Here is an 18,894-nt window from a genome sequence, read left to right on the forward strand (position 1 = left end):
TGACGGTCGGCCACGTATAATAAGCGATCAGGAAACCGCCGATCAGCGTATTCAGGAGCCATCGACGCCAAATGAACCAGCGATAGGTCATGGCTTGTCCAACGAGTCATCGAATTCTTCGGGTGTCATCAGCCTGCTGGGCGTGAGGTAGTAATAGATCACCGGGAGAACGAACATCGCAACCAGAAAGGTGGTGAACATGCCGCCGACGATGACAACGGCAAAGGGCTGCTGGGTCTCGCTACCGATTCCACGGGACACAGCCATGGGCAGCAAGCCCAGCAAGGCCAGCAGGGAGGCCATGAGCACGGGCCTAAGGCGTTCCGTCGCGCCGTTCACGATGGAATCGAGCAAGGGAATGTCATAGTTCCTGCGCTGCTCGGTGGCGCTCAATACCAGAAGCCCCATCAAGGAAACCTGACCCAACAGCGCGATGAAGCCAATGGCGGCGCTCACCGAAATCGGAATGCCCGTGAGCAGGAGAAGAAATAATCCTCCGGTGAGGGCAAAGGGCGTCGACAACAGAATGGCAAGCGCGCTTCGGGCCGACTGCAGGGCCCCATAGAGCAGCCCGAGAACGATCAGGACTGCCACCGGAACGATCACACCGAGCCGCTTCATGGCTCTGTTCTGATTCTCGAATTCGCCGCCCCAGACCAGGAAATGATCCTCGGGGACCTTGAGCTTTTCTTCAACCACCGCCATCGCGTCATGCACGACGGAACCCAGGTCGCGCTCCTCCACATTGAATTTGAGCGCCAAAAAGCGGCGATTTGCCTCGCGCTCTATGGACGTTCTACCCCGCTCGGTGCTCAGGCTCGCCACCTCGCGCAGTGGTATCCTTGCGCCGCCGGGTGTGGGCAGCATCAGGTTGGCAATCTGCTCGGTATCACTGCGCTCGGTCTCCGGCAATATGACGCGGACCGGCACCGGCCTTTCCCCCAACCACATTTCCGTGACGACTTCCCCGGCAAGTCCGGTTTCGATGGTGTCTTGCGCCGCATCGATGGTAAGCCCCTCTCGCGCGAGCGCAGAGCGATCCAGCTTGATCTGCAATTGCGGCACGACTGATTCGCGGTACAAATCGAGGTCTACCACGCCGGGGATGTTTTTCAACAAGTCTTTTGCAGTTTCCAGCGTGGAGCGCATTTTCTCCAGATCCGAGCCGTAAATTTTGAGCACCACTTTGCCCCGAACGCCGCTGACGGCTTCTTCCACGTTGTCGCGGATGGGCTGAGAGAAATTGAAGCGAACGCCCGGGATATCGAGGAGTTCTTCCCGCATCGTATCCACCAGGCGTTCCTTGCTCCAGCCTTCGCGCCACTGGTCGCGAGGCTTGAGATGCACGAAGGTTTCGCTCATGTTGACGCCTTCGTTGTCAGTGCCATCTTCGGAGCGGCCTTGCTGACTCAGTATGCCTTTGACTTCGGGAAATTTAAGCAAGTGCCTGCGCATGTCCAGGAGGACATCCTGACCTTTGGCAAGGGCGATGCTCGCCGGCATTTCGACGAACACATGCACATCACCCTCGTCCAGTTCCGGGAGGAATTCCGTCCCCAGCCTGCCCGCCGCAATGCCCCCGCACAATAGCAACACAAATGCCGCAGCCAAGGTAAGGGCCGGGCGCGCCAGCACGCGCTTCAACAGACGGGCATAAATCACTCGTAACCTGACCAAAAACCCGGGCTCGGCAATCACCGCGTGCTTCGGATGGATCAGCGCCGCACAAAGGGCCGGCACCAGGGTCAATGCAAAGACCAGCCCGCCCATGAGGGCGAAGCTGTAAGTGAGTGCCAGCGGCCGAAAAATCCGGCCTTCAACCCGCTCCAGGGTAAATACAGGGATCAACGCCGCGATGATGATGAGCATCGCAAAAAAGGTGGGCTTGGCCACGTCGAAGGCCGCCCCGATGATCAGATGCAGCATTTCGCGCCGGTTTTGCGGATTCTCGTGGGTCGCCTGATGGATCACGCTTTCCACCAGCACGACCGCCCCATCCAGGATGATGCCAAAGTCAATGGCCCCCATGGAAATCAGATTGGCCGGCAGCCCCAACTGATAAAGCCCGGTGAAGGCCACCAGCAGCGAAAGCGGAATGACCACCGCCACAATCAAGGACCCCCGGACGCTACGCAGAAAGAGCCAGACCACGGCGACCACCAGGACAAAGCCGTGAATCAGGTTGTCGTAGACGGTATGCAAGGTGTTGTGGACCAACTCGGTACGGTCCAGGAAGGGCACCAGCTTCATGCCCGCGGGCAGGATCTTGGCGTTCAATTCCGCCACTTTTTCATGTACGGCCTCCAGAACCCGCGACGGATTCTGGCCGCGCCGCAGCAGGACAATGCCCTCGACAGCCTCCCGTTGTTCATCAATCCCGACCGTTCCCTGGCGCGGCGTATAGGCCTGTACCAGGCGGGCAACATCGCCCACGGTCACGGGCGTTCCGCCTTCGCTCTTTAGAACGATCTTTTTGACCTCCTCGGGAGATCCGATGAAGCCGACGCTGCGCACCACCATCTGCTGATCGCCGTGCCTGAGAAATCCAGCGCCCACGTTGCGATTGGAACTGACGATGGCCTGGTTGACTTCTTCCAACGTCAGGCCGAAGGATTCCAGGCGAACCGGGTCGATCTCGACGTGAATCTCCTTGTAATAGCCGCCGAAGGTCAGCACATCGGCGACACCCTGCACCTGCCGCAAGACTCGCGAGACATTCCATTCCATTTCCGAGCGTAGTTCGTAGAGCGAGTGACGGTCGCTAACGACCACGAACTTATAGATCTCGCCCAGCGGGGTGTAATCGGGCGCCAGCACCGGCTTGACGCCGTCGGGCAGGTCGGCGCCGGACATGCGCTCGGTAATCAGCGTGCGTGACACAAAACTGTCGACGCCATCCTGGAAGGTGATAGTGATAAGGGATAGGCCGAACAGGCTTTGGCTGCGCATCTGCAACATGCCCGGCGTCCCGTTCAATGCGCGCTCCAGAGGCACCGTCACCTGACGTTCGACTTCCTCGGGGGCGTAACCGGGCATTAGGCTGATGACGGTGACCTGAGTGTTGGTGACATCCGGATATGCTTCGATGGGGGTTTCCAGATACGCATGGATACCGATCAGAGCGAGTACGGCGGTCAGCATGATGGCGGCAGCGCGCCGGTGTACGCAGGTCTCGATAAGAATTCTAAGCACGGGAGTTCTACAGCATCAGGGCTGCTTCGCCATCCAGTAGCAGCGCGCCACGAACCACGACGCGCTCGCCCCCGGCTAGGCCTTTCAAAACCGGTGTCAGGCCTTCTCGGGTTTGGCCGACCTGAACCTGGCGTGCTTCGAATTGGCCATGGGAAGTTTCCACGTAGACGATGGTTTCCCGACCGTCCTTGATCAGAATGGCTTCCACGGGAAGCACGATCTGGCTGGGCGCTGAAGCCCTTATGGCGACGCGGGCATACATGCCGGGACGCAGTGCAAGCTTTGAATCATCCGGGTCGATGAAGACAGATGCCCTGCGTAATTCGGTTTGTATGGCCGCGCTTTCACCGACGACATGACCGGTTATCGGTTCTGGCAGTGAAGCCAGTTCGATGACCACCTCGGCGCCCATTTCAACCAACCGGAGATCCGTTTCGAAGACGTCGGCGACGATCCAAGCCGCAGAGGGCTCACCCAAGTCAAATAGAGGTGACCCAGGCACGACGGTGGACCCAACCGAGGCATGCGCCTTGAGTATCATGGCATCCATCGGAGCATGCACGGTCACTTCCCCCGCCAGGCCATCCCCAAGCAGATTCAGAAAGTCGCGGCTTCGCTCGAAGTCTGCCCGCGCCTCCTTCAATTGGGTTTGTGCGGCTACGTACTCGACTTCGAGCCCAACGCCTGAACGCTGCATCTCCGCCTGACGCCGCAGATTGTCCTCGGCGCGAGACAATTCAGCGCTTGCCCGCTGAAAATCCGAGCGCATTTGCGCCGCCTCGCCGCTCACTAGGGTCGCGAGCGGTGCCCCCGCCTTGATGCGATCTCCCACCTGGACATGTATCTTGGTCACGCGACCGGCAACCATGGTACCCGCCGTGGAAATCGCTTTGGCACGGAATTCGACGCGGGCCGGCGCAGAAATGACTCCAGCGGTGGCCTGCGGCTTGATTTCCTTGACCGTAATATAGGGCAAGGATTCGGGGCGAATCGTCACCACATTCCGACGGACTGTCTTGTCTGCAAGGCCCGTGGCTGGATGTGCTTGCGGTGTTCCATCCTGCTGGGATGGACGAGCTTCGGGATTGGCTTCGGGAAATGACTGATTGCAAGCCCCAAGCAGTAAGGCGACTAAAAATGACAGCAAAACAACCAAGGGCATCAACGTCGGCTTGTCAATAATCAGAAAAAAGAGCTTTTGTTTCAATCGCAAACGCAGATGAAGCCGGACCTGAGCGCATGAGGTTGCTATCACTAAACCCCTGAAAGGCTTCTCGACCAAATCGACTGGGATTATGCATCATGTTAGTTAGACGCATCGATAGTCCTTTCAAAGGAAAGCCAGAAACCTGTGACGCCGCCTAAGGTGAACGAGATTGGGGAGCGCAATTCTACCGCAATTCACAGTGGTCAAGTTCTCTTCGATACCCTCGCGCCAGAAAAGTGTGCTCAACTTGAGAATGGGCAACATGCAGAACCGCATAAAAAAACCGCTTTCAATCCCGAAAGTACTTTTTTAACTTGTACCAGAGGGTGCGCTCGCTGATTTTCAGCAGCCTGGCGGCCTTGGCCTTATTGTCTTCGGCTTGTTCCAACGCGGTTCTTATAAGGCGCTTCTCCAGGGCGCTTACGTGCTTTTCGAGGTCCAGGTCATCTTCCGCCGCAACGGCGAGTGCCGCGCCTCGGGGAGCATCGTTCTGGACAATTTCGCGCGGCAGGTGCGCGGTCGTCACCTCCGCGCCGCGGCTTAGGACAGCGGCCCGCTCCATCATATTCTGCAGCTCCCGCACATTTCCTGGCCAGGCATACGCTGCGAGGGCCTGCAGAGTCGATGGATTCAACTTGCCCGTGCGGCAACCCAGATCTTCGCAATACTTTCCGAGGAAATACTGTGAAAGCAGCGGTATGTCCTCCGCGCGCTCGCGTAGCGGCGGCAGTTCGATGCCGAACACATTGAGGCGGAAATACAAATCTTCCCGCAGGCTGCCTTGCTGCACCGCCTCCCGTGGATCACGGTTGGTGGCGGCAACCACGCGCAGGTCGATTTCCACCGGGTGGTTGCTGCCCAAGCGGTCGACCCGGTTTTCCTGCAGCACGCGCAGCAACTTGGCCTGAAGCGCCGCACTCATTTCCGTGATTTCGTCGAGGAACAAGGTCCCACCGTCGGCCAGTTCGAATTTGCCCACGCGGTCCTTGTGAGCGCCGGTAAAGGCACCGCGCACGAAGCCGAAAAGTTCGCTCTCCAGGATGTCGGCGGGAATTGCCGCGCAGTTGATGGACACAAACAAGCCACGACGCCCCGAATTGCGGTGTATGGCGCGCGCCACCAATTCCTTGCCGGTGCCGGTCTCCCCCTGAATCAGGACGCTCGCCTTGCTCTGGGCCACTTGGCGGATCAAGTCATAGACCGTGCGCATGACGCCACTCTGGCCAATGAATTCCTGCCAGCCACGTTCCATCTCGTCGCGCAAGAACAGGTTTTCCCGCACGATCCGCTGGCGGTCGAGGGCGCGCCTGAGCGTCAGTTCCACATTCTCCAGTTCGAATGGCCGAATGAGATAGTCAAACGCACCCTGCTTCATGGCGGCGACGGCGCTTTCAACGGTGCCGTAGGCGGTGACCAGGATCACCGGCACATTGTTGCCTTTACCGCGCAGTGCGGCCAGCAAGCCAAGGCCGTCCAACTCGGGCATGTTCTGGTCGGTGACGACTAAATCAATTTCCAAGTCCTCCAGTACGGCCAAGGCCGCCTTGCCATCGTTGGCCAGTGCCACTTCGCAGCCCATCTTGAGCAACAGGATTTCCAGCATCCGCCGACCGTTGGGCTCGTCGTCAACCACCAATACGCGGGATCGCATCATGTCAATGTCTCGCTGTGTCCGACCGGTTCAAACCTTGAATTCGCGTCACTTCAGTCTTGCCCCGAGGCTATTGCGCCCCCCGAGCCTGGCAAGCGCGGAGCCTGCGTACGAGGCAGGCGGACGCGAAAACAAGCGCCTCCCAGCCGTGAGGCTCCCACTTCGATGTCGCCGCCGTGCGCGGCCGCGATCTGCCGCGAAACCGTCAGGCCCAGCCCAATGCCGCCTTCCCGCGTGGTGTAAAAGGGGTCGAATACCCGCCCGCGATTTTCCAGGAGAATCCCAGGGCCGTTATCCTCCACGTCGACCGTAAGGCCGTCCTTGTCGGACGCAGTGGCAAGCAGAAGCGTGCTTCCGGCATGCAAGATCTGCACCGCGTTCAGCATCAGGTTCAAGAAGACCTGCATTAGCAGTTCCGCGTCACAGGCAATCGAGGGATTTGCCGCTTCCAGGCGCCACTCCAGGCGTATGTCCTTCTTGCGCGCCTGCACCGCCAGCAATTCGGCCGCGCGCTCGAGAATGCCGTGCACATTGCTCTCGCGCATGTTCGGCGCGCGCGGGCGGGCGCACTCCAGCAAGGTCGTGATGAGCCTGCCCAGGCGCGATGATTCCTCCAGCACGATGCGAGTCATGTCCTGGCCTTCTGGACTCAAGCCCTCCTCCCGGCGCAGCATCTGCGCGGAGGTGTGAAGAATGCCCAGGGGCGTTCGCACCTCATGCGCCATGATGGCTGCCATTTCGCCCACCACGGCGAGTTTCGCGGCATCGATCACTTGCCGGCGGGAATGCTCCAGGCTTGCCATCATCTGCTGGAAGGCCGCGCCCAGTTCACGAACTTCGCGCGCGCCGGCAACGACAGGCTCGACCTTGGACTCGGTCCGCATAAAGCCACGGACCCAAGTGGTCAAGCCCACCAAAGGGCGCGCGATACGGCCCGCGATTCCGTGAGCGGCGACGCTGGCAACCAGGGCCGTGGCTAGGAAGGCGAAGAAGAACAATCCCAGTAGATTACGGATCGGCCGGAAAGCCTGCTCCACAGGCTGCATGACCAACAAAGACCAGCCGAGGCCTGGATAGCCCTGATACCCCGCAGAACTCGATTGCCCGGCCAAAACCGTGCCCGAGAAGGCGGGAGCGCCCGGCCGTTCGATGATGCCAACAGCCCCGCCATTCCATGAGGCGAAAGCATCGCTCATGAGAAGATCAGGCCTGCGTAGCGACCTGGAAGCGGCGATCAATCGACCCTGACGATCGAGCAATGCCACTCGCCGCTCGCCCCCCGTGCTGGATTCGGTCTGGTCGAATTGCCGGAACACCTCTACAAAATCGAACGCGCCGTACAACTGGCCGATATTGTCACCGCCATACAGGTCGTGGACCGGCGCACGTATCATCAAGGTCGCCGAGGTGTAGGGCGGCTCCAGTTGCAGCGACTCCAGGAACACCTCGCCGCCCGGCACGGTGGTTTCCGCCCAGACGGGCTGGGCTTCGAAGTGCCGGCCGATGGCTGCGGGATCGGTGGAAGCGAGGATCCGGCCGCTGCGATCGGTATAGAAAAGCTCCTTATACATGGCGCCGTACCCGAGCCGGATCTCCGACAGAAAACGCGCCAAACGCTTGTCCACATCACCGACGCGGGCCTCCTGCATGATATCCAGATGGCTCCAGGAATGGATGTTCTGCAAGCGCTCGAACAGCAATTCGTCCACCTGCTCCATGAGCATGGCCGCATCCTTGCTGAGGTTACGCTCGATTTCCGACGCCAGGGCCTTGCGCGCGGCAAAGAACGAGAGCCCGGCCAGCAAGGCAGAAGCCAGAAAAGTCAGGGCGATGAACGCGACAAGCAGCAACCGGCGGATGGTCATTGAATCAACGATCGGAAATCCATGTTCAGATTTACTGTATCATCCCGCGAGCCATGATCCGGTTGCAGGCATTTTTCCCCATCCCGACTGAAGCCCCCTCTCAACAAGGAATGTCCAAAAGCCCTCACCTTGCGGCGGTGCTCGCAGTCACCCTGCTGGTGGCCTTGGGACAGCCCGCGCGCGCGGAGTCCTTTGCTTACCAATTGGGCCGTGGCTTGCCGTTGGGGGAGACGGGCATCCGGCTCGGCGGCTACGCCAATGCGGTGATCGCAGCGCCACGTTCCGGTCCCTGGAATTTCGACATCCGCGACCTGAGCTTATTCACCACCTGGGAAAGGGGCAACTGGCGCTTTTTCTCCGAAACCGAGGTGGCGAACCCCCTGAGCGCGAGCGAACATCAGGATCTCACGACCGGCAACGCCCGATTCGAACTCGAACGGCTCTACATCGACCACATCTTCACCGACGCCCTTTCGGTCCGCTTCGGCAAGTTTCTGACGCCCATCGGCCGCTGGAACCTGATTCACGCTGCGCCGCTGGTCTGGACTACCACGCGGCCGATCGCCAGCTACCAATTGTTCTCCCGCAACGCCACGGGCCTGATGCTCCATGGCGGTCTGCCCGTCGGCGAACGGCGGCTGGAATATGCCGCGTACACCACGCTGAGTGACTCCCTCGATCCGTACAAATCCGAAAATCCCTTCGAAAATGCCTTCGGGGCCCATCTGCTTTATTCCTTGGCCGAGAACCTCGAGGTAGGCATTTCGTATGCCAACTACGAACTGCACGAGGAACCGGTGGGGCGTTTCAATCTTGCCGGCCTTGAAGCCACCTGGTCGTACCGGCAGTTCGAAGTCAGCACGGAGTGGGTGCACCGCAGCGGCGGCGGCAACGAACTGACACAGGGCTTCGTGCAGGCCCTGGCGCCCCTGCCGAGCCATTTTTACGCCATAGGTCGTTACGAGTATTTCCAGCAGATCTCGGAGGCCGCCGGACAGGTTGGGGTTTTCGGGCTGGCGTTTCGCCCGATTCCCCCCCTAGTCTGGAAGGTCGAGTACCGCTTGGGCACGCATAACGAATCGGCCGCGCCGGACGGCCTGTACGGTTCGATTGCGGTGTTGTTCTGACCGGCATGCGCGGACTGACTTGCCTCAGTTTGGCATTCGCGCTGTTGACTTGCCCGCCGCTGATTTCGTCGGCCGCAAGTGACGACCTGGCCGTGGTCATCGCGGCGCAAAGCCCGGTGGACCGGCTTTCACCGGGCGCCATCCGCCTCATCTTCAATCGCAAGAGCTTGCTGGACGGAAACGGCAACCGCTGGATTCCCGTGAACCTGCCGCCGGCCGACCCGGCGCGGCGAGCGTTTTCCCAGGCCCTTTTCGGCGCCATGCCGGAGGAAATGGAGGAATACTGGAACATCGAATACTTCCACGGCATCACCCCGCCTGAAGTGCTGGCATCGGAGGAGGCCGTGCTGCGCTTCGTCTCTGCCACAGCGGGCGCCATCGGCTATGTCCACGCCTCCCGCGCCGACAACCGCGTCAAGATTCTCGCCCACGTATCACAACCGCTGCCAAGCAAAGCCCGCTGACACAAGCTGCGATTGGCCGCACCTGCCGGCCTCGCCATACCAATATTGCAGTCATTTGCTGCAGGCCCGCAAGAATGGTCGGCCGCCAGTCTTCCCCAGCGCACCATTTTCTTGCAATAAATCAGCACCGTGGGTCACTGGCACGCATTCTGATAAGGGTCATACCGAGAATCTCTCACCAAGACGCACGCCGAAGCCCTTAACCGGCTAAGCCGCAAGCTGCTACGCCTGAAACTTGGGAAACGGGCACAGAACGCGTACCGCACTTGTTCCGAGATTTCGTCCGCCAACAACCGATGAGGACTATACGTGATGATTCAGATCACCTGGGTCGAAGTACTCCTGACAGCCTGGCTAACCGCCACCCTCGCCTTCTCGATCAGCTTCTGCCTGCTCCTGGCTCGGAAACAGGCGGCGATCCGCCGCTCTCGCACGGTACTCAATGCTGAACGCAAGCGTCCTTCGAGGGGTTCCTCCGGTTCGATGTCGGTCGGTCATCCGCAGATCTTCTAACCCCGGCAACGCCCGGATTTCAATGCGCCGTGATGACTCGCCCCTAAAACGCGGACGGCACGCCCATTCCCAAAGTGCGGGCAAGTCATGGCCTGCAACCCATGAAGCTTTATAGATAGAAAGCGGAGATCATTGATGATGAACAGCACCCCCTTGTGCCGCTGGGCCTGCCTGGGCCTACTGATTGCCCTTTCCGCCCTGACCTCACTTCCGGCTCAGGCCGTTCCGAGCTTTTCGCGGCAAACCGGGGCCTCATGCAGCATGTGTCATACAACCTCATTCGGTCCAAACCTGACACCGTTTGGGCGGGATTTCAAATTGAATGGCTACACCCTGGGTGAGAACAAGCTGCCGCCAGTCAGTGGCATGGTCATGGGCTCCTTCACCAATACCCAGAAAGGTCAGAATGTCTCCGACCTGCCACCCAATAACGGCTTCAACGCCAACAACAACTTCACCTTCGATCAGGCCTCGCTGTTTTATGCTGGGAAGATCTGGGAGAACTTCGGTGCATTCAGCCAGTTGACCTACGATGGCGTCGCCGACCGCTTGGCGCTGGACAACACGGACCTGCGCTTTGCCGACAACTTCGCGTGGAACGCCCATGACTTCGTCTACGGCGTGTCACTCAACAATCTGCCGACGGTCCAGGACTTGTGGAACACGACCCCCACCTGGGGCTTCCCGTACAACGGCTCACCCCTGGCCCCAGCGCCGGGCGCCGCGGCCTTGATCGACGGCGGCTTGGGCGCCACGCAGGTGGGCGGCGCAACCCTCTACAGCATGATCGACCGGACCTTGTACGCCGAGGCCGGCGCATACACGACCTTCGCCAAGAATTTCCAGCAGGCGATGGGGGCCTGGGCGCCCGACCAGAACCAGATCGACGGCGGTGCGCCCTATTGGCGCGTCGCCCTGCAGCATGACTGGGATGGTCACTATTTCGCCATCGGCCACTACGGCTTCCGCGCCAACGTCTTCCCCGGCGGCGACAAGAGCGCCGGAACCGATCGCTATACCGATCTCGCACTGGACGCCACCTACCAGTTTCTGGGCAATCTGGATCACATCTTCGAAGTGAAGACGACCTACATCCGCGAGAGCCAGGAACTGTATGCAACACGCGCCCTGGGCGGAACCGCGTTTACCGCCAACCAACTCAATACCTACAAGATCAATGCGGCCTACACCTTCCTGCAAACCTACAACCTGACTTTCGGCTACAACCGCATCAGCGGCAACCGGAACATGGATATCTACAACACCGATGCCGGTTACTCCCTGAACGGCAGGCCGGACAGCAATTACTTCACGGTAGATGTCTCCTATGTGCCTTTCGGGAAGTCCAGTTCCTATCTCGCGCCCTGGCTGAACCTGCGTGTCGGGCTGCAGTACGTGGCGTATACCCAGTTCAACGGCATCTCGAAACACGCCGAGGACAACAACACACTGCTGCTGAATGGCTGGCTGTCGTTCTGAGGATAGCCCGGCTGCTGTCGCCCCGATTCAAGGAATGACCGGGGGGCTTCGGAGATTGCCGCCGTGGCGCACTCGCGCCGAGCCGCCTTGCGACAGCCAGGCGGCAATGGCTTCGACTCCGAGTGCACCCACTGCAAGAAACGTATGAACACGCAATTTTTGTCAGCCACTTTGCGCCGATGCATTCGTGAATGCGCCCGCAAAGCCAAGCGTATGCGGCTCGAAGTGCAGAATTTCGGCCTTCTGACCCAAATTAAGCGGTTGGCCCACATATTGCGAATCGCTAATACAGCGCTCGCCCAACAATCTATGAATCGCATCAAACTGCCCGCGAGGTCACCATGAATAATTTTACGTTGAGTCTGCTCGCCCTAGCCTTCTTGGGCACGCCCGCCCGGCCTCATGCGATGGATGCCGGTACCGCCGCTCCAGCATGCGAACTAGAAACCTTCAAGGGCGCAAAGGCGACGGAACTCTCCCGATACCGCGGCAAGGTGGTGCTCCTCGATTTCTGGGCGTCCTGGTGCGGTCCCTGCGCCCAGTCCATGCCCTTCCTGGACGAACTCCAGAAACAGTTGGGGCCGAAGGGCTTGCAGGTACTGGCAGTGAATCTCGACGACAACCGTCAAGACGCGGAATCCTTCCTGAGCAAGCATCCGGTTCAGATCGATGTGATGTCCGACGGCGCGGGCGCTTGCCCGGGGCGATTTGGCGTCGAAATTATGCCTTCGTCCTATCTGATCGACCGCAAAGGCAATATCCGGCATATCCAGCTGGGGTTCCACAAGGACGAAGGACCGAAGATCAGGCAAAGCATTGAGAAGTTGCTGGCCGAAGGCTGACGCTTGCGCAACTTGGAGTCCCAGGCATGAGAAACGTCCGTTCGATCTGCGGGCGGCTCGCGCTTCTGTCGGCGTGCGCATGTTTGCTGGCCGCCTGCATGACACCCGTCAAGCCCTGGGAGCGCGGCACCCTGGCCAAGCCTCAGATGGCCCTGGTGCCTGATCCGCAGAACGCGGCGATCATGCAGCATACCTACACCTCGAAGGAAACCTCGTCCGGCGGTTATGGCGTGGGAGGAGGCGGCTGTGGCTGCAACTGAACCCAGCCGAAAGCCCGATCCGGCGGCGAGGCTGGCCATATTCACCGCCGCTGCCCTGGCCATTCCCGGCCTGAGTTCTGCCGAGGGGCTGGACCTGAAGCCGGAGAGTCTGGGCGTCGATAGCGCATATTCCAACTACCAGGAGAGCAACGGCCGCATGTCAGTCCAGGCATTCCAGAACGATGCCGCGCTGGGCTGGGCCCGCGACCTGAACTTCAAGATCATCAGTACCCTGGATTACATCGGTGGCGGCAACAACCCCATGGACCAGAGCCAGGTGGGCGGCGCATCGCCGGTTTTCTACTGGGGCAGGAACAATCAATTCGGCAAGGGCGTCGGGCAGTTGGAGCTGTCACAGGCCACCCATGGCCCCTTACAGGGACGCACCGGCGGCATTCACGATCAGCGGCTGGCCCTGTCCGGCAGTCTGTCAAAGAAGTTCAACGACCTGACTTTGGGCGTTAGCGGAGGAAATTCCACGGAATGGGACTACACGTCGAATTTCGCCAACATCGACGGAACTTGGGACTTCAATCAGAAGCAGACCACCCTGGCGCTGGGCCTGGGCTACGCGTCCGATTCAGTGTGGGCCGACGGGGGCCAGCAAGGCGCCATTCACGAAACCTATACCAACGGCCAGGAGATCGGCGGACACAAGGATACTTACCAGGGTCTGCTGGGCATCACCCAGGTGCTGGACAAGAATTCCCTGGTTCAGCTCAATCTGACGGTGAGTGAAAGCTCGGGGTTTCTCTCCGACCCCTACAAATCCTCCTGGGTCAACAACGTCCCGGGGGGCTTGGGGGCGTCCAACACATTCTGCCGGCAAAGCTCCCATTTCGCGTTTGCGGCAAATCTATGCGCCGATACACGGCCCGGTCTTCGTACCCAGGAAGCCGTGCTGCTGCGCTACGTGCGCAACTTCCCCGATCTCAATGCCGCGGCGCTGCACGCCGACTACCGTTTCTATTCTGATAGCTGGAACGTGAATTCACACATGTTCGAGTTCAGCTGGATTCAGCCCCTGCCCTTCGACATGGTGCTCACGCCGCATGTGCGCTATTACACGCAGAATTCGGCCTATTTCTACCAGACCGTCTACGACAGCCCCACCGCCAACGGGCTATATTCATCCGATTACCGCCTCTCCAGCTTCGGTTCGGTTGCGGGGGGCGTGAAATTGAGCAAGACCTTCTTCGACAAGCTGCAACTCGGGGCGGGAGTCGAATTGTACCAGCGGACCCAGAGCATGGGCTTCCTGGGCGGCGACGGCACGTCGCAAGACAACTTCAATTTCGTCATGTACTCGCTGACCCTCAATCTCAGGATGTAGCTGGCCGTGTTGGAGCCTTATCGTTTCAGCTTCCGGGCCATGGGCTCACCCTGCCAGATCGCCCTGCACGCCGACAAGGTCGAGGTCGCCCGCGCGGTGGCGGATTCAGTGATCGCGGACGTGGAGTGCGTGGAACAGCGTTACTCGCGCTTTCGCGACGACAGCGCGCTCTCGGCCATCAACCGGGAAGCGGGCCAGCCGGGAGGCGTGGCGGTCGACGAGGAAATGGCGGCCTTGTTGGACTATGCACAGATGTGCTTCGAGCAAAGTGACGGACTGTTCGACATCACCTCCGGCATCCTCAGGCGCGCTTGGCGCTTCTCCGATGAGCCGGGTTCGCTGCCCAGCGAAGCCATCATCGAACAACTGCTGGAGAAGGTGGGCTGGGACAAGCTGAGCTGGAAGCGGCCAGTCATCAGTTTCCATGTGCCCGGCATGGAGTTGGACTTCGGAGGCATCGCCAAGGAATACGCCGCCGACCGGGCTGTCACCCTGTGCGTGCAGAACGGCATCGAGAGCGGCGTGGTCAATTTCGGCGGCGACCTCCGCGTCATCGGACCCCACCCGGATGGCTCGCCCTGGCAGGTCGGCATCCGCCATCCCCGTCATCCGCAGCAACTGCTGGCGACGTTGGACATCGTCAGCGGCGCCGTGACCACCAGCGGCGACTACGAGCGCTGCCTGGTCGTCGACGGCAAGCGCTACAGCCATATCCTTAACCCCAGGACCGGCTGGCCGGTGGCGGGACTTTGCTCGGTTAGCGTCGTCGCGCCCTTCGCTCTGGTGGCCGGCAGCGCCTGCACGATTGCCATGCTGAAGGGGGTGGACGGAGCCGACTGGCTGCGCGGCATGGATCTGCCCGCACTTTGGATGGATGAAGCAGGCAGCGTCCTGCAGCATCGGCCCGACTCGGTAGCCGCGCGCATCGAATAGGACCGGTAACGGCTTCGGCCAGAATTTTTAGCCATTGCGCGGACTACCCCACCCATGCAGGTGCCGGGTCGGCTCGCCATCAACAGAGGTCTTCCATGAAAGTTAATCTCCGAAAAACCGGTCCCACGACCCGCTCCACTTCCGTCCCCAAATCGCGAACGCTCGCATGGTTGCTCGGGGGATTAACCGGCGTCAGCTGGCTGGGCCTTGAGTTCAGCGGCGTGATTTGGAACGGAGTCGTCATTGACGGGGTAGCCGCAGCAACCCAGGTCTCTTCGCCGACGCCCCCGCCGACCCCGGCCAATGCTGCGCCGCAACTGAAACTGACCTACAACAGCAACGGGCCCAAGCAGAAGTCCCGAACCATCGATGAAGGGGAGACCCTGACCATCCAGGTACTGGCCAAGGATCCGAATGGCGATTTTGTGTCCTTGAAGGCCAGCGGCCTGCCGGATGGCTCGACCTGGACTTACAGCGACGGCAAGCCGGCCACCGGCGTGTTTTCGTGGACGCCCGCGCCGGGAACCGCGGATACCCGCCCCAGCACGATCGTCACGTTCTCGGCGACCGACACCCCGACCAATAACACCTTGTCCCAGACCACGCGGCAACCGGTCACCTTGACGGTCGGGCTGAATACCCCGCCAACCTTCAATCCCATCCAGGTTCCGGCGGCGCGGGTCGGAAAACTGCTCAAGATCAAGGTGGTCGCCACCGACACCGATAACGACCTGCTCAAGCTTAGCTACAGCAGCCTGCCGCCGGGAGCCAAGTTGAAGCTGAAGCCACAGAAGAAGGGGACTCTGACCGGCACCTTGACCTGGAAACCCAACGCAGCCCAAGCGGGGCAGAGCTTCCCGATCACGTTCACGGTTCAGGACAGCTACCCAAACCCTTACCAGGCTTCAGAGGACATCGCGATAGATGTTGCCGCGCAGTAACTGGTCGCTCCTGACCATCAAGCCAGCTGACTGAAGGAGTTTTCAAGCTCATGCCCACCCGTTCCAATCGGACACACGGATCCTGGTTCACTTTCCTGCTGACTCGACAGCTCTGGCCCCTGGTTGCCGGGCTGGTCACGGCGCTGGGCGGGCCCGCTGTCCAGGCCCTGGAAAGCAAGGAACTGCTGTCCGCCGATCAAGCGTTTCGCGGTTCCGCGCATGCGGAGGGCAATGCGCTGCGCCTGGAGTGGGACATTGCCGACGGGTACTACCTCTACCGCAAGAAGTTTGCGTTTGTCGCCAAAACGCCCGGACTGTCCCTGGGAACCCCCGAACTGCCCGCCGGCGAGATCAAGCACGACGAGTTTTTCGGTGATGTGGAGATTTACCGGCACCATGTCGCGATCCGCGTTCCGCTGCAAACCCCAGTCACCGAGATGACCACGGTGGCGGTGGAGGCAGGAGTTCAGGGCTGCGCCGACGCGGGCATCTGCTATCCGCCCTTCAAGCGCATCTATGAGATCCCAGTTACCGGCCTGCCTTCTGCCGAACCTGGCCGGATCCCAGCGGATGCGAGCCCAACCAGCCTGGAGCCAGCCGAGTGCGCCGAAGCACCGGAGGCGGGGGCGTCAACCCAGTCCGAGCAGTGTCAGATCGTCTCGAAAATGCGCAGCCAGGCCCTGTGGCCCACGGTCTTTAGCTTTCTGGGAATGGGCGTGCTGCTGGCATTCACGCCCTGCATCTTTCCCATGATCCCGATTTTGTCCGGCATCGTGGTGGGACAGGGCGAGACCATTACAACCCGCCGCGCTTTCCTGCTGTCCCTCGCCTATGTTCTGGCTTCCGCGCTTACCTATGCGGTATTCGGTGTGCTGGCCGGGCTCTTCGGCGGCAACCTCCAGGCGGCCTTTCAGCATCCAGGGGTGCTGGTCGCCTTCAGCGGGCTCTTTGTCGTACTGGCCCTGTCCATGTTCGGGGTATTCAACCTGCAGATGCCGAGCTTCATCCAGACCCGCTTGTCAATGCTGAGCGGTCGCCAGCGTGGCGGGACGCTGGCGGGTGCAGCGGCCATGGGCGCGCTGTCGACTTTGATCGTGGGCCCATGTGTTGCCGCGCCCTTGGCCGGTGCATTGATCTACATCGGGCAGACCGGCGATGCGGTGCTGGGCTTTTGCGCGCTGTTTGCCCTGGGCCTCGGAAGCGGCCTACCGCTAATCGCGATCGGCACGTCGGCGGGCCGGCTGTTGCCTCGCGCCGGAACCTGGATGAATGCGGTGAAGGCCGCTTTCGGCGTCGGACTCCTGGCAGTCGCGGTTTGGCTGCTGGAGCGCCTGCTTCCGCCGGCGGTCACCCTGTTTCTGTGGGGCATGCTGCTCATCATCCCGGCCATGTATCTTGGCGCCTTGGACGCCTTGCCGGCTCCATCGTCGGGCTGGCGGCGCCTTTGGAAGGGCGTCGGTATCGTCATGCTGTGCTACGGCGTCCTGCTGTTGATCGGCGCCGCCTCCAACAGCGTGGACCCGCTGCAGCCCCTGCGCGGACTGCAAACGGCGTCGGCCGCCTCCATGACGCCGGCCCCGCTGTTTCGAAAGGTGCGCTCGGTGAGCGAGGTGGAACGGGAGATTCAGTCCGCCGCAGGCGCCGGACACTGGGTGCTGCTGGACTTTTACGCCGACTGGTGTGTCTCCTGCAAGGAAATGGAACGCTACACCTTCGGCGACGGGAAAGTGCGCGGCGCCTTGAACCAGGTGGTGCTCTTGCAAGCTGACGTCACCGCCAATACCCAGGAGGACCAGGACCTGCTGCGCAAGTTCGCCCTGCCAGGCCCGCCCGCCACGCTGTTCTTCGGCCCTGACGAGCTTGAGCGCAAGCATTGCCGCGTGGTGGGCTACATGACAGCTACCGATTTTATTGGTCACCTGTGTTGGCGCTCACTGAAAATTGAGCCACTGAGAGCGGTGGAGGTTCGGCAACAGGGATGACCAGAGCCTCCGTCCGCCTGATTCTCGCGCAACCTGAGTCGATGCACCACGGCGAAAGACAAAGCGCGTTTGGATTCAGCCGGTGTTCATCTCGGCGGTGATACAAAGGAGGCGAGGAACATCAGGTTCCCACCTTCATTCACTACGAGACACGGCCTGGTCAACAGGCGTGCAACACCCATGAAACCATCAGCCCGCTGGAAGTGGCTGGTCTGTTTGTTTGCGATACTACTGTTTTTATCCGGCTGTGCCGTCTACCCCCGCTATGGCGGGTACGGTCAAGGCTGGGGACACGCTCATGGCCGGCCCTATTATGGGTATGGCAACGGCTATGGCTACCCGGGTGGCGGTTGGGGTGGCTATGGCTACCGTGGCGGCTGGGGTGGCTACGGCCATCACCACCATCATCACGATGATGATTGAGTGAAGCGAGAGGAAATAAGCCGCGGCCAGCGGAGCGCTGTTTTGGGACCGTGGGCCAGCCGCGCCAGGAAGTGACAGGGAAGGAGGAGGTGACCCTGCCACGAATTCAGTCTAGATCACTGTGCCCGCTCGGATAGACCCCGGTCACGCACACCGTGTTGCATTGAACCGAGCGGGCACTCAGCAGACGCTGCGTTACCCAGAACGCGAGCGCGAAATAGGGGCCCAACCCAGCCTGGCCAATCAAACGCGTCTATATCAAAGGTCACGGGGCGGTCCGAATCAGGGCTCTTGAGAACCCTCCCCCCAGAACCAACCCAATGTCGTGACCGAGATCAGCCCGGTCGGTGAACCGGGAAATCTGTCCTAACGCCTTCAACTGGCCAGGGCGCCTTCCTGTCTTCGTGCCGTGGTGGGGGACGTGTGGTTGCACGGGAGACGGTTATAAGGCTAGTGGCTTCAAGCACCGCCAGCGGTGATGCAGTTCACAGTGCGCGTCGGGATAATTTCCGGTTGGCATCGGAGCGCAGGCCTCACGTGGGCAGTCCCCTCATCCGATGTCTTCTGGCAAAGCGTGAATACTTCACAAGTTTGGCGGTGAATAGAATACGGAATCCCGGCTCCCCATCGCCGAGACTATACCCAACCCCGATGCGATCCTGGTGAATTCGATCAGCGAGTA

The 18,894-nt window shown here is 60.6% G+C and carries 15 protein-coding genes; 11 read left to right on the forward strand and 4 right to left on the reverse strand.

Going from position 1 to position 18,894, the window contains the following annotated elements; all coding sequences use genetic code 11:
* Positions 1-87: 87 nt before the first annotated feature.
* From EK23_RS15580 to EK23_RS15595, 4 genes are all read right to left on the reverse strand, one after another.
* Complete coding sequence (locus tag EK23_RS15580) at positions 88-3,192, reverse strand: efflux RND transporter permease subunit (RefSeq protein ID WP_045226290.1); 3,105 nt, start codon at positions 3,190-3,192, stop codon at positions 88-90.
* A 7-nt stretch (positions 3,193-3,199) separates the two neighbouring features.
* Complete coding sequence (locus tag EK23_RS15585) at positions 3,200-4,474, reverse strand: efflux RND transporter periplasmic adaptor subunit (protein WP_235282113.1); 1,275 nt, start codon at positions 4,472-4,474, stop codon at positions 3,200-3,202.
* Between the two features lie 214 nt (positions 4,475-4,688).
* Positions 4,689-6,053 carry a sigma-54-dependent transcriptional regulator gene (locus EK23_RS15590; protein ID WP_045226291.1) on the reverse strand — a complete coding sequence of 455 codons (1,365 nt, stop codon included), beginning with the start codon at positions 6,051-6,053 and terminating at the stop codon, positions 4,689-4,691.
* A 50-nt stretch (positions 6,054-6,103) separates the two neighbouring features.
* A complete protein-coding gene (locus EK23_RS15595) occupies positions 6,104-7,915 on the reverse strand; it encodes a sensor histidine kinase (RefSeq protein ID WP_045226292.1) in 1,812 nt (603 codons plus the stop codon).
* 110 nt (positions 7,916-8,025) lie between these two features.
* On the opposite strand from EK23_RS15595, the gene EK23_RS15600 reads away from it, so the two are divergent.
* The 11 genes from EK23_RS15600 (at position 8,026) to EK23_RS23975 (ending at position 18,212) form a co-directional block, all read left to right on the forward strand.
* Entirely contained in the window at positions 8,026-9,042 is a 1,017-nt protein-coding gene (locus EK23_RS15600; RefSeq protein ID WP_235282120.1) for a hypothetical protein, read from the forward strand.
* A 5-nt stretch (positions 9,043-9,047) separates the two neighbouring features.
* Positions 9,048-9,506: a hypothetical protein gene (locus tag EK23_RS15605; protein ID WP_235282122.1), complete on the forward strand. Its 459-nt coding sequence runs from the start codon at positions 9,048-9,050 to the stop codon at positions 9,504-9,506.
* 312 nt (positions 9,507-9,818) lie between these two features.
* Positions 9,819-10,019: a hypothetical protein gene (locus EK23_RS15610; protein ID WP_045226293.1), complete on the forward strand. Its 201-nt coding sequence runs from the start codon at positions 9,819-9,821 to the stop codon at positions 10,017-10,019.
* Positions 10,020-10,154: 135 nt separating this feature from the next.
* Positions 10,155-11,498 carry a cytochrome C gene (locus EK23_RS15615; protein WP_235282124.1) on the forward strand — a complete coding sequence of 448 codons (1,344 nt, stop codon included), beginning with the start codon at positions 10,155-10,157 and terminating at the stop codon, positions 11,496-11,498.
* Positions 11,499-11,839: 341 nt separating this feature from the next.
* Positions 11,840-12,340, forward strand: coding sequence for a TlpA family protein disulfide reductase (locus EK23_RS15620; RefSeq protein WP_045226295.1), 501 nt, complete (start codon positions 11,840-11,842; stop codon positions 12,338-12,340).
* A gap of 26 nt (positions 12,341-12,366) precedes the next feature.
* Positions 12,367-12,600, forward strand: a complete 234-nt coding sequence (locus EK23_RS15625; RefSeq protein WP_045226296.1) for a DUF4266 domain-containing protein — start codon at positions 12,367-12,369, stop codon at positions 12,598-12,600.
* Positions 12,587-13,933 carry a DUF3570 domain-containing protein gene (locus EK23_RS15630; RefSeq protein WP_045226335.1) on the forward strand — a complete coding sequence of 449 codons (1,347 nt, stop codon included), beginning with the start codon at positions 12,587-12,589 and terminating at the stop codon, positions 13,931-13,933. The genes EK23_RS15625 and EK23_RS15630 overlap by 14 nt, the downstream gene beginning before the upstream one ends.
* A gap of 6 nt (positions 13,934-13,939) precedes the next feature.
* Positions 13,940-14,866: an FAD:protein FMN transferase gene (locus EK23_RS15635; RefSeq protein ID WP_235282126.1), complete on the forward strand. Its 927-nt coding sequence runs from the start codon at positions 13,940-13,942 to the stop codon at positions 14,864-14,866.
* A 95-nt stretch (positions 14,867-14,961) separates the two neighbouring features.
* Positions 14,962-15,807 carry an Ig-like domain-containing protein gene (locus EK23_RS15640; RefSeq protein ID WP_145998696.1) on the forward strand — a complete coding sequence of 282 codons (846 nt, stop codon included), beginning with the start codon at positions 14,962-14,964 and terminating at the stop codon, positions 15,805-15,807.
* A gap of 50 nt (positions 15,808-15,857) precedes the next feature.
* Entirely contained in the window at positions 15,858-17,789 is a 1,932-nt protein-coding gene (dsbD, locus tag EK23_RS15645; RefSeq protein ID WP_097990992.1) for a protein-disulfide reductase DsbD, read from the forward strand.
* 180 nt (positions 17,790-17,969) lie between these two features.
* On the forward strand, positions 17,970-18,212 hold the full coding sequence (locus EK23_RS23975; RefSeq protein WP_200892170.1) for a hypothetical protein: 243 nt from the start codon (positions 17,970-17,972) through the stop codon (positions 18,210-18,212).
* The last annotated feature ends 682 nt before the right edge of the window (positions 18,213-18,894 follow it).

Source organism: Methyloterricola oryzae (assembly GCF_000934725.1).
GTDB lineage: Bacteria > Pseudomonadota > Gammaproteobacteria > Methylococcales > Methylococcaceae > Methyloterricola > Methyloterricola oryzae.

Bases quoted from the DNA above. Each gene is read 5' to 3' on its own strand.
- EK23_RS15600 (WP_235282120.1), top strand. From the start codon at position 8,026: ATGTCCAAAAGCCCTCACCTTGCGGCGGTGCTCGCAGTCACCCTGCTG.
- dsbD (WP_097990992.1), top strand. From the start codon at position 15,858: ATGCCCACCCGTTCCAATCGGACACACGGATCCTGGTTCACTTTCCTG.
- EK23_RS15595 (WP_045226292.1), bottom strand. From the start codon at position 7,915: ATGACCATCCGCCGGTTGCTGCTTGTCGCGTTCATCGCCCTGACTTTT.
- EK23_RS15640 (WP_145998696.1), top strand. From the start codon at position 14,962: ATGAAAGTTAATCTCCGAAAAACCGGTCCCACGACCCGCTCCACTTCC.
- EK23_RS15590 (WP_045226291.1), bottom strand. From the start codon at position 6,053: ATGATGCGATCCCGCGTATTGGTGGTTGACGACGAGCCCAACGGTCGG.
- EK23_RS15625 (WP_045226296.1), top strand. From the start codon at position 12,367: ATGAGAAACGTCCGTTCGATCTGCGGGCGGCTCGCGCTTCTGTCGGCG.
- EK23_RS23975 (WP_200892170.1), top strand. From the start codon at position 17,970: ATGAAACCATCAGCCCGCTGGAAGTGGCTGGTCTGTTTGTTTGCGATA.
- EK23_RS15615 (WP_235282124.1), top strand. From the start codon at position 10,155: ATGATGAACAGCACCCCCTTGTGCCGCTGGGCCTGCCTGGGCCTACTG.
- EK23_RS15605 (WP_235282122.1), top strand. From the start codon at position 9,048: ATGCGCGGACTGACTTGCCTCAGTTTGGCATTCGCGCTGTTGACTTGC.
- EK23_RS15610 (WP_045226293.1), top strand. From the start codon at position 9,819: ATGATTCAGATCACCTGGGTCGAAGTACTCCTGACAGCCTGGCTAACC.
- EK23_RS15620 (WP_045226295.1), top strand. From the start codon at position 11,840: ATGAATAATTTTACGTTGAGTCTGCTCGCCCTAGCCTTCTTGGGCACG.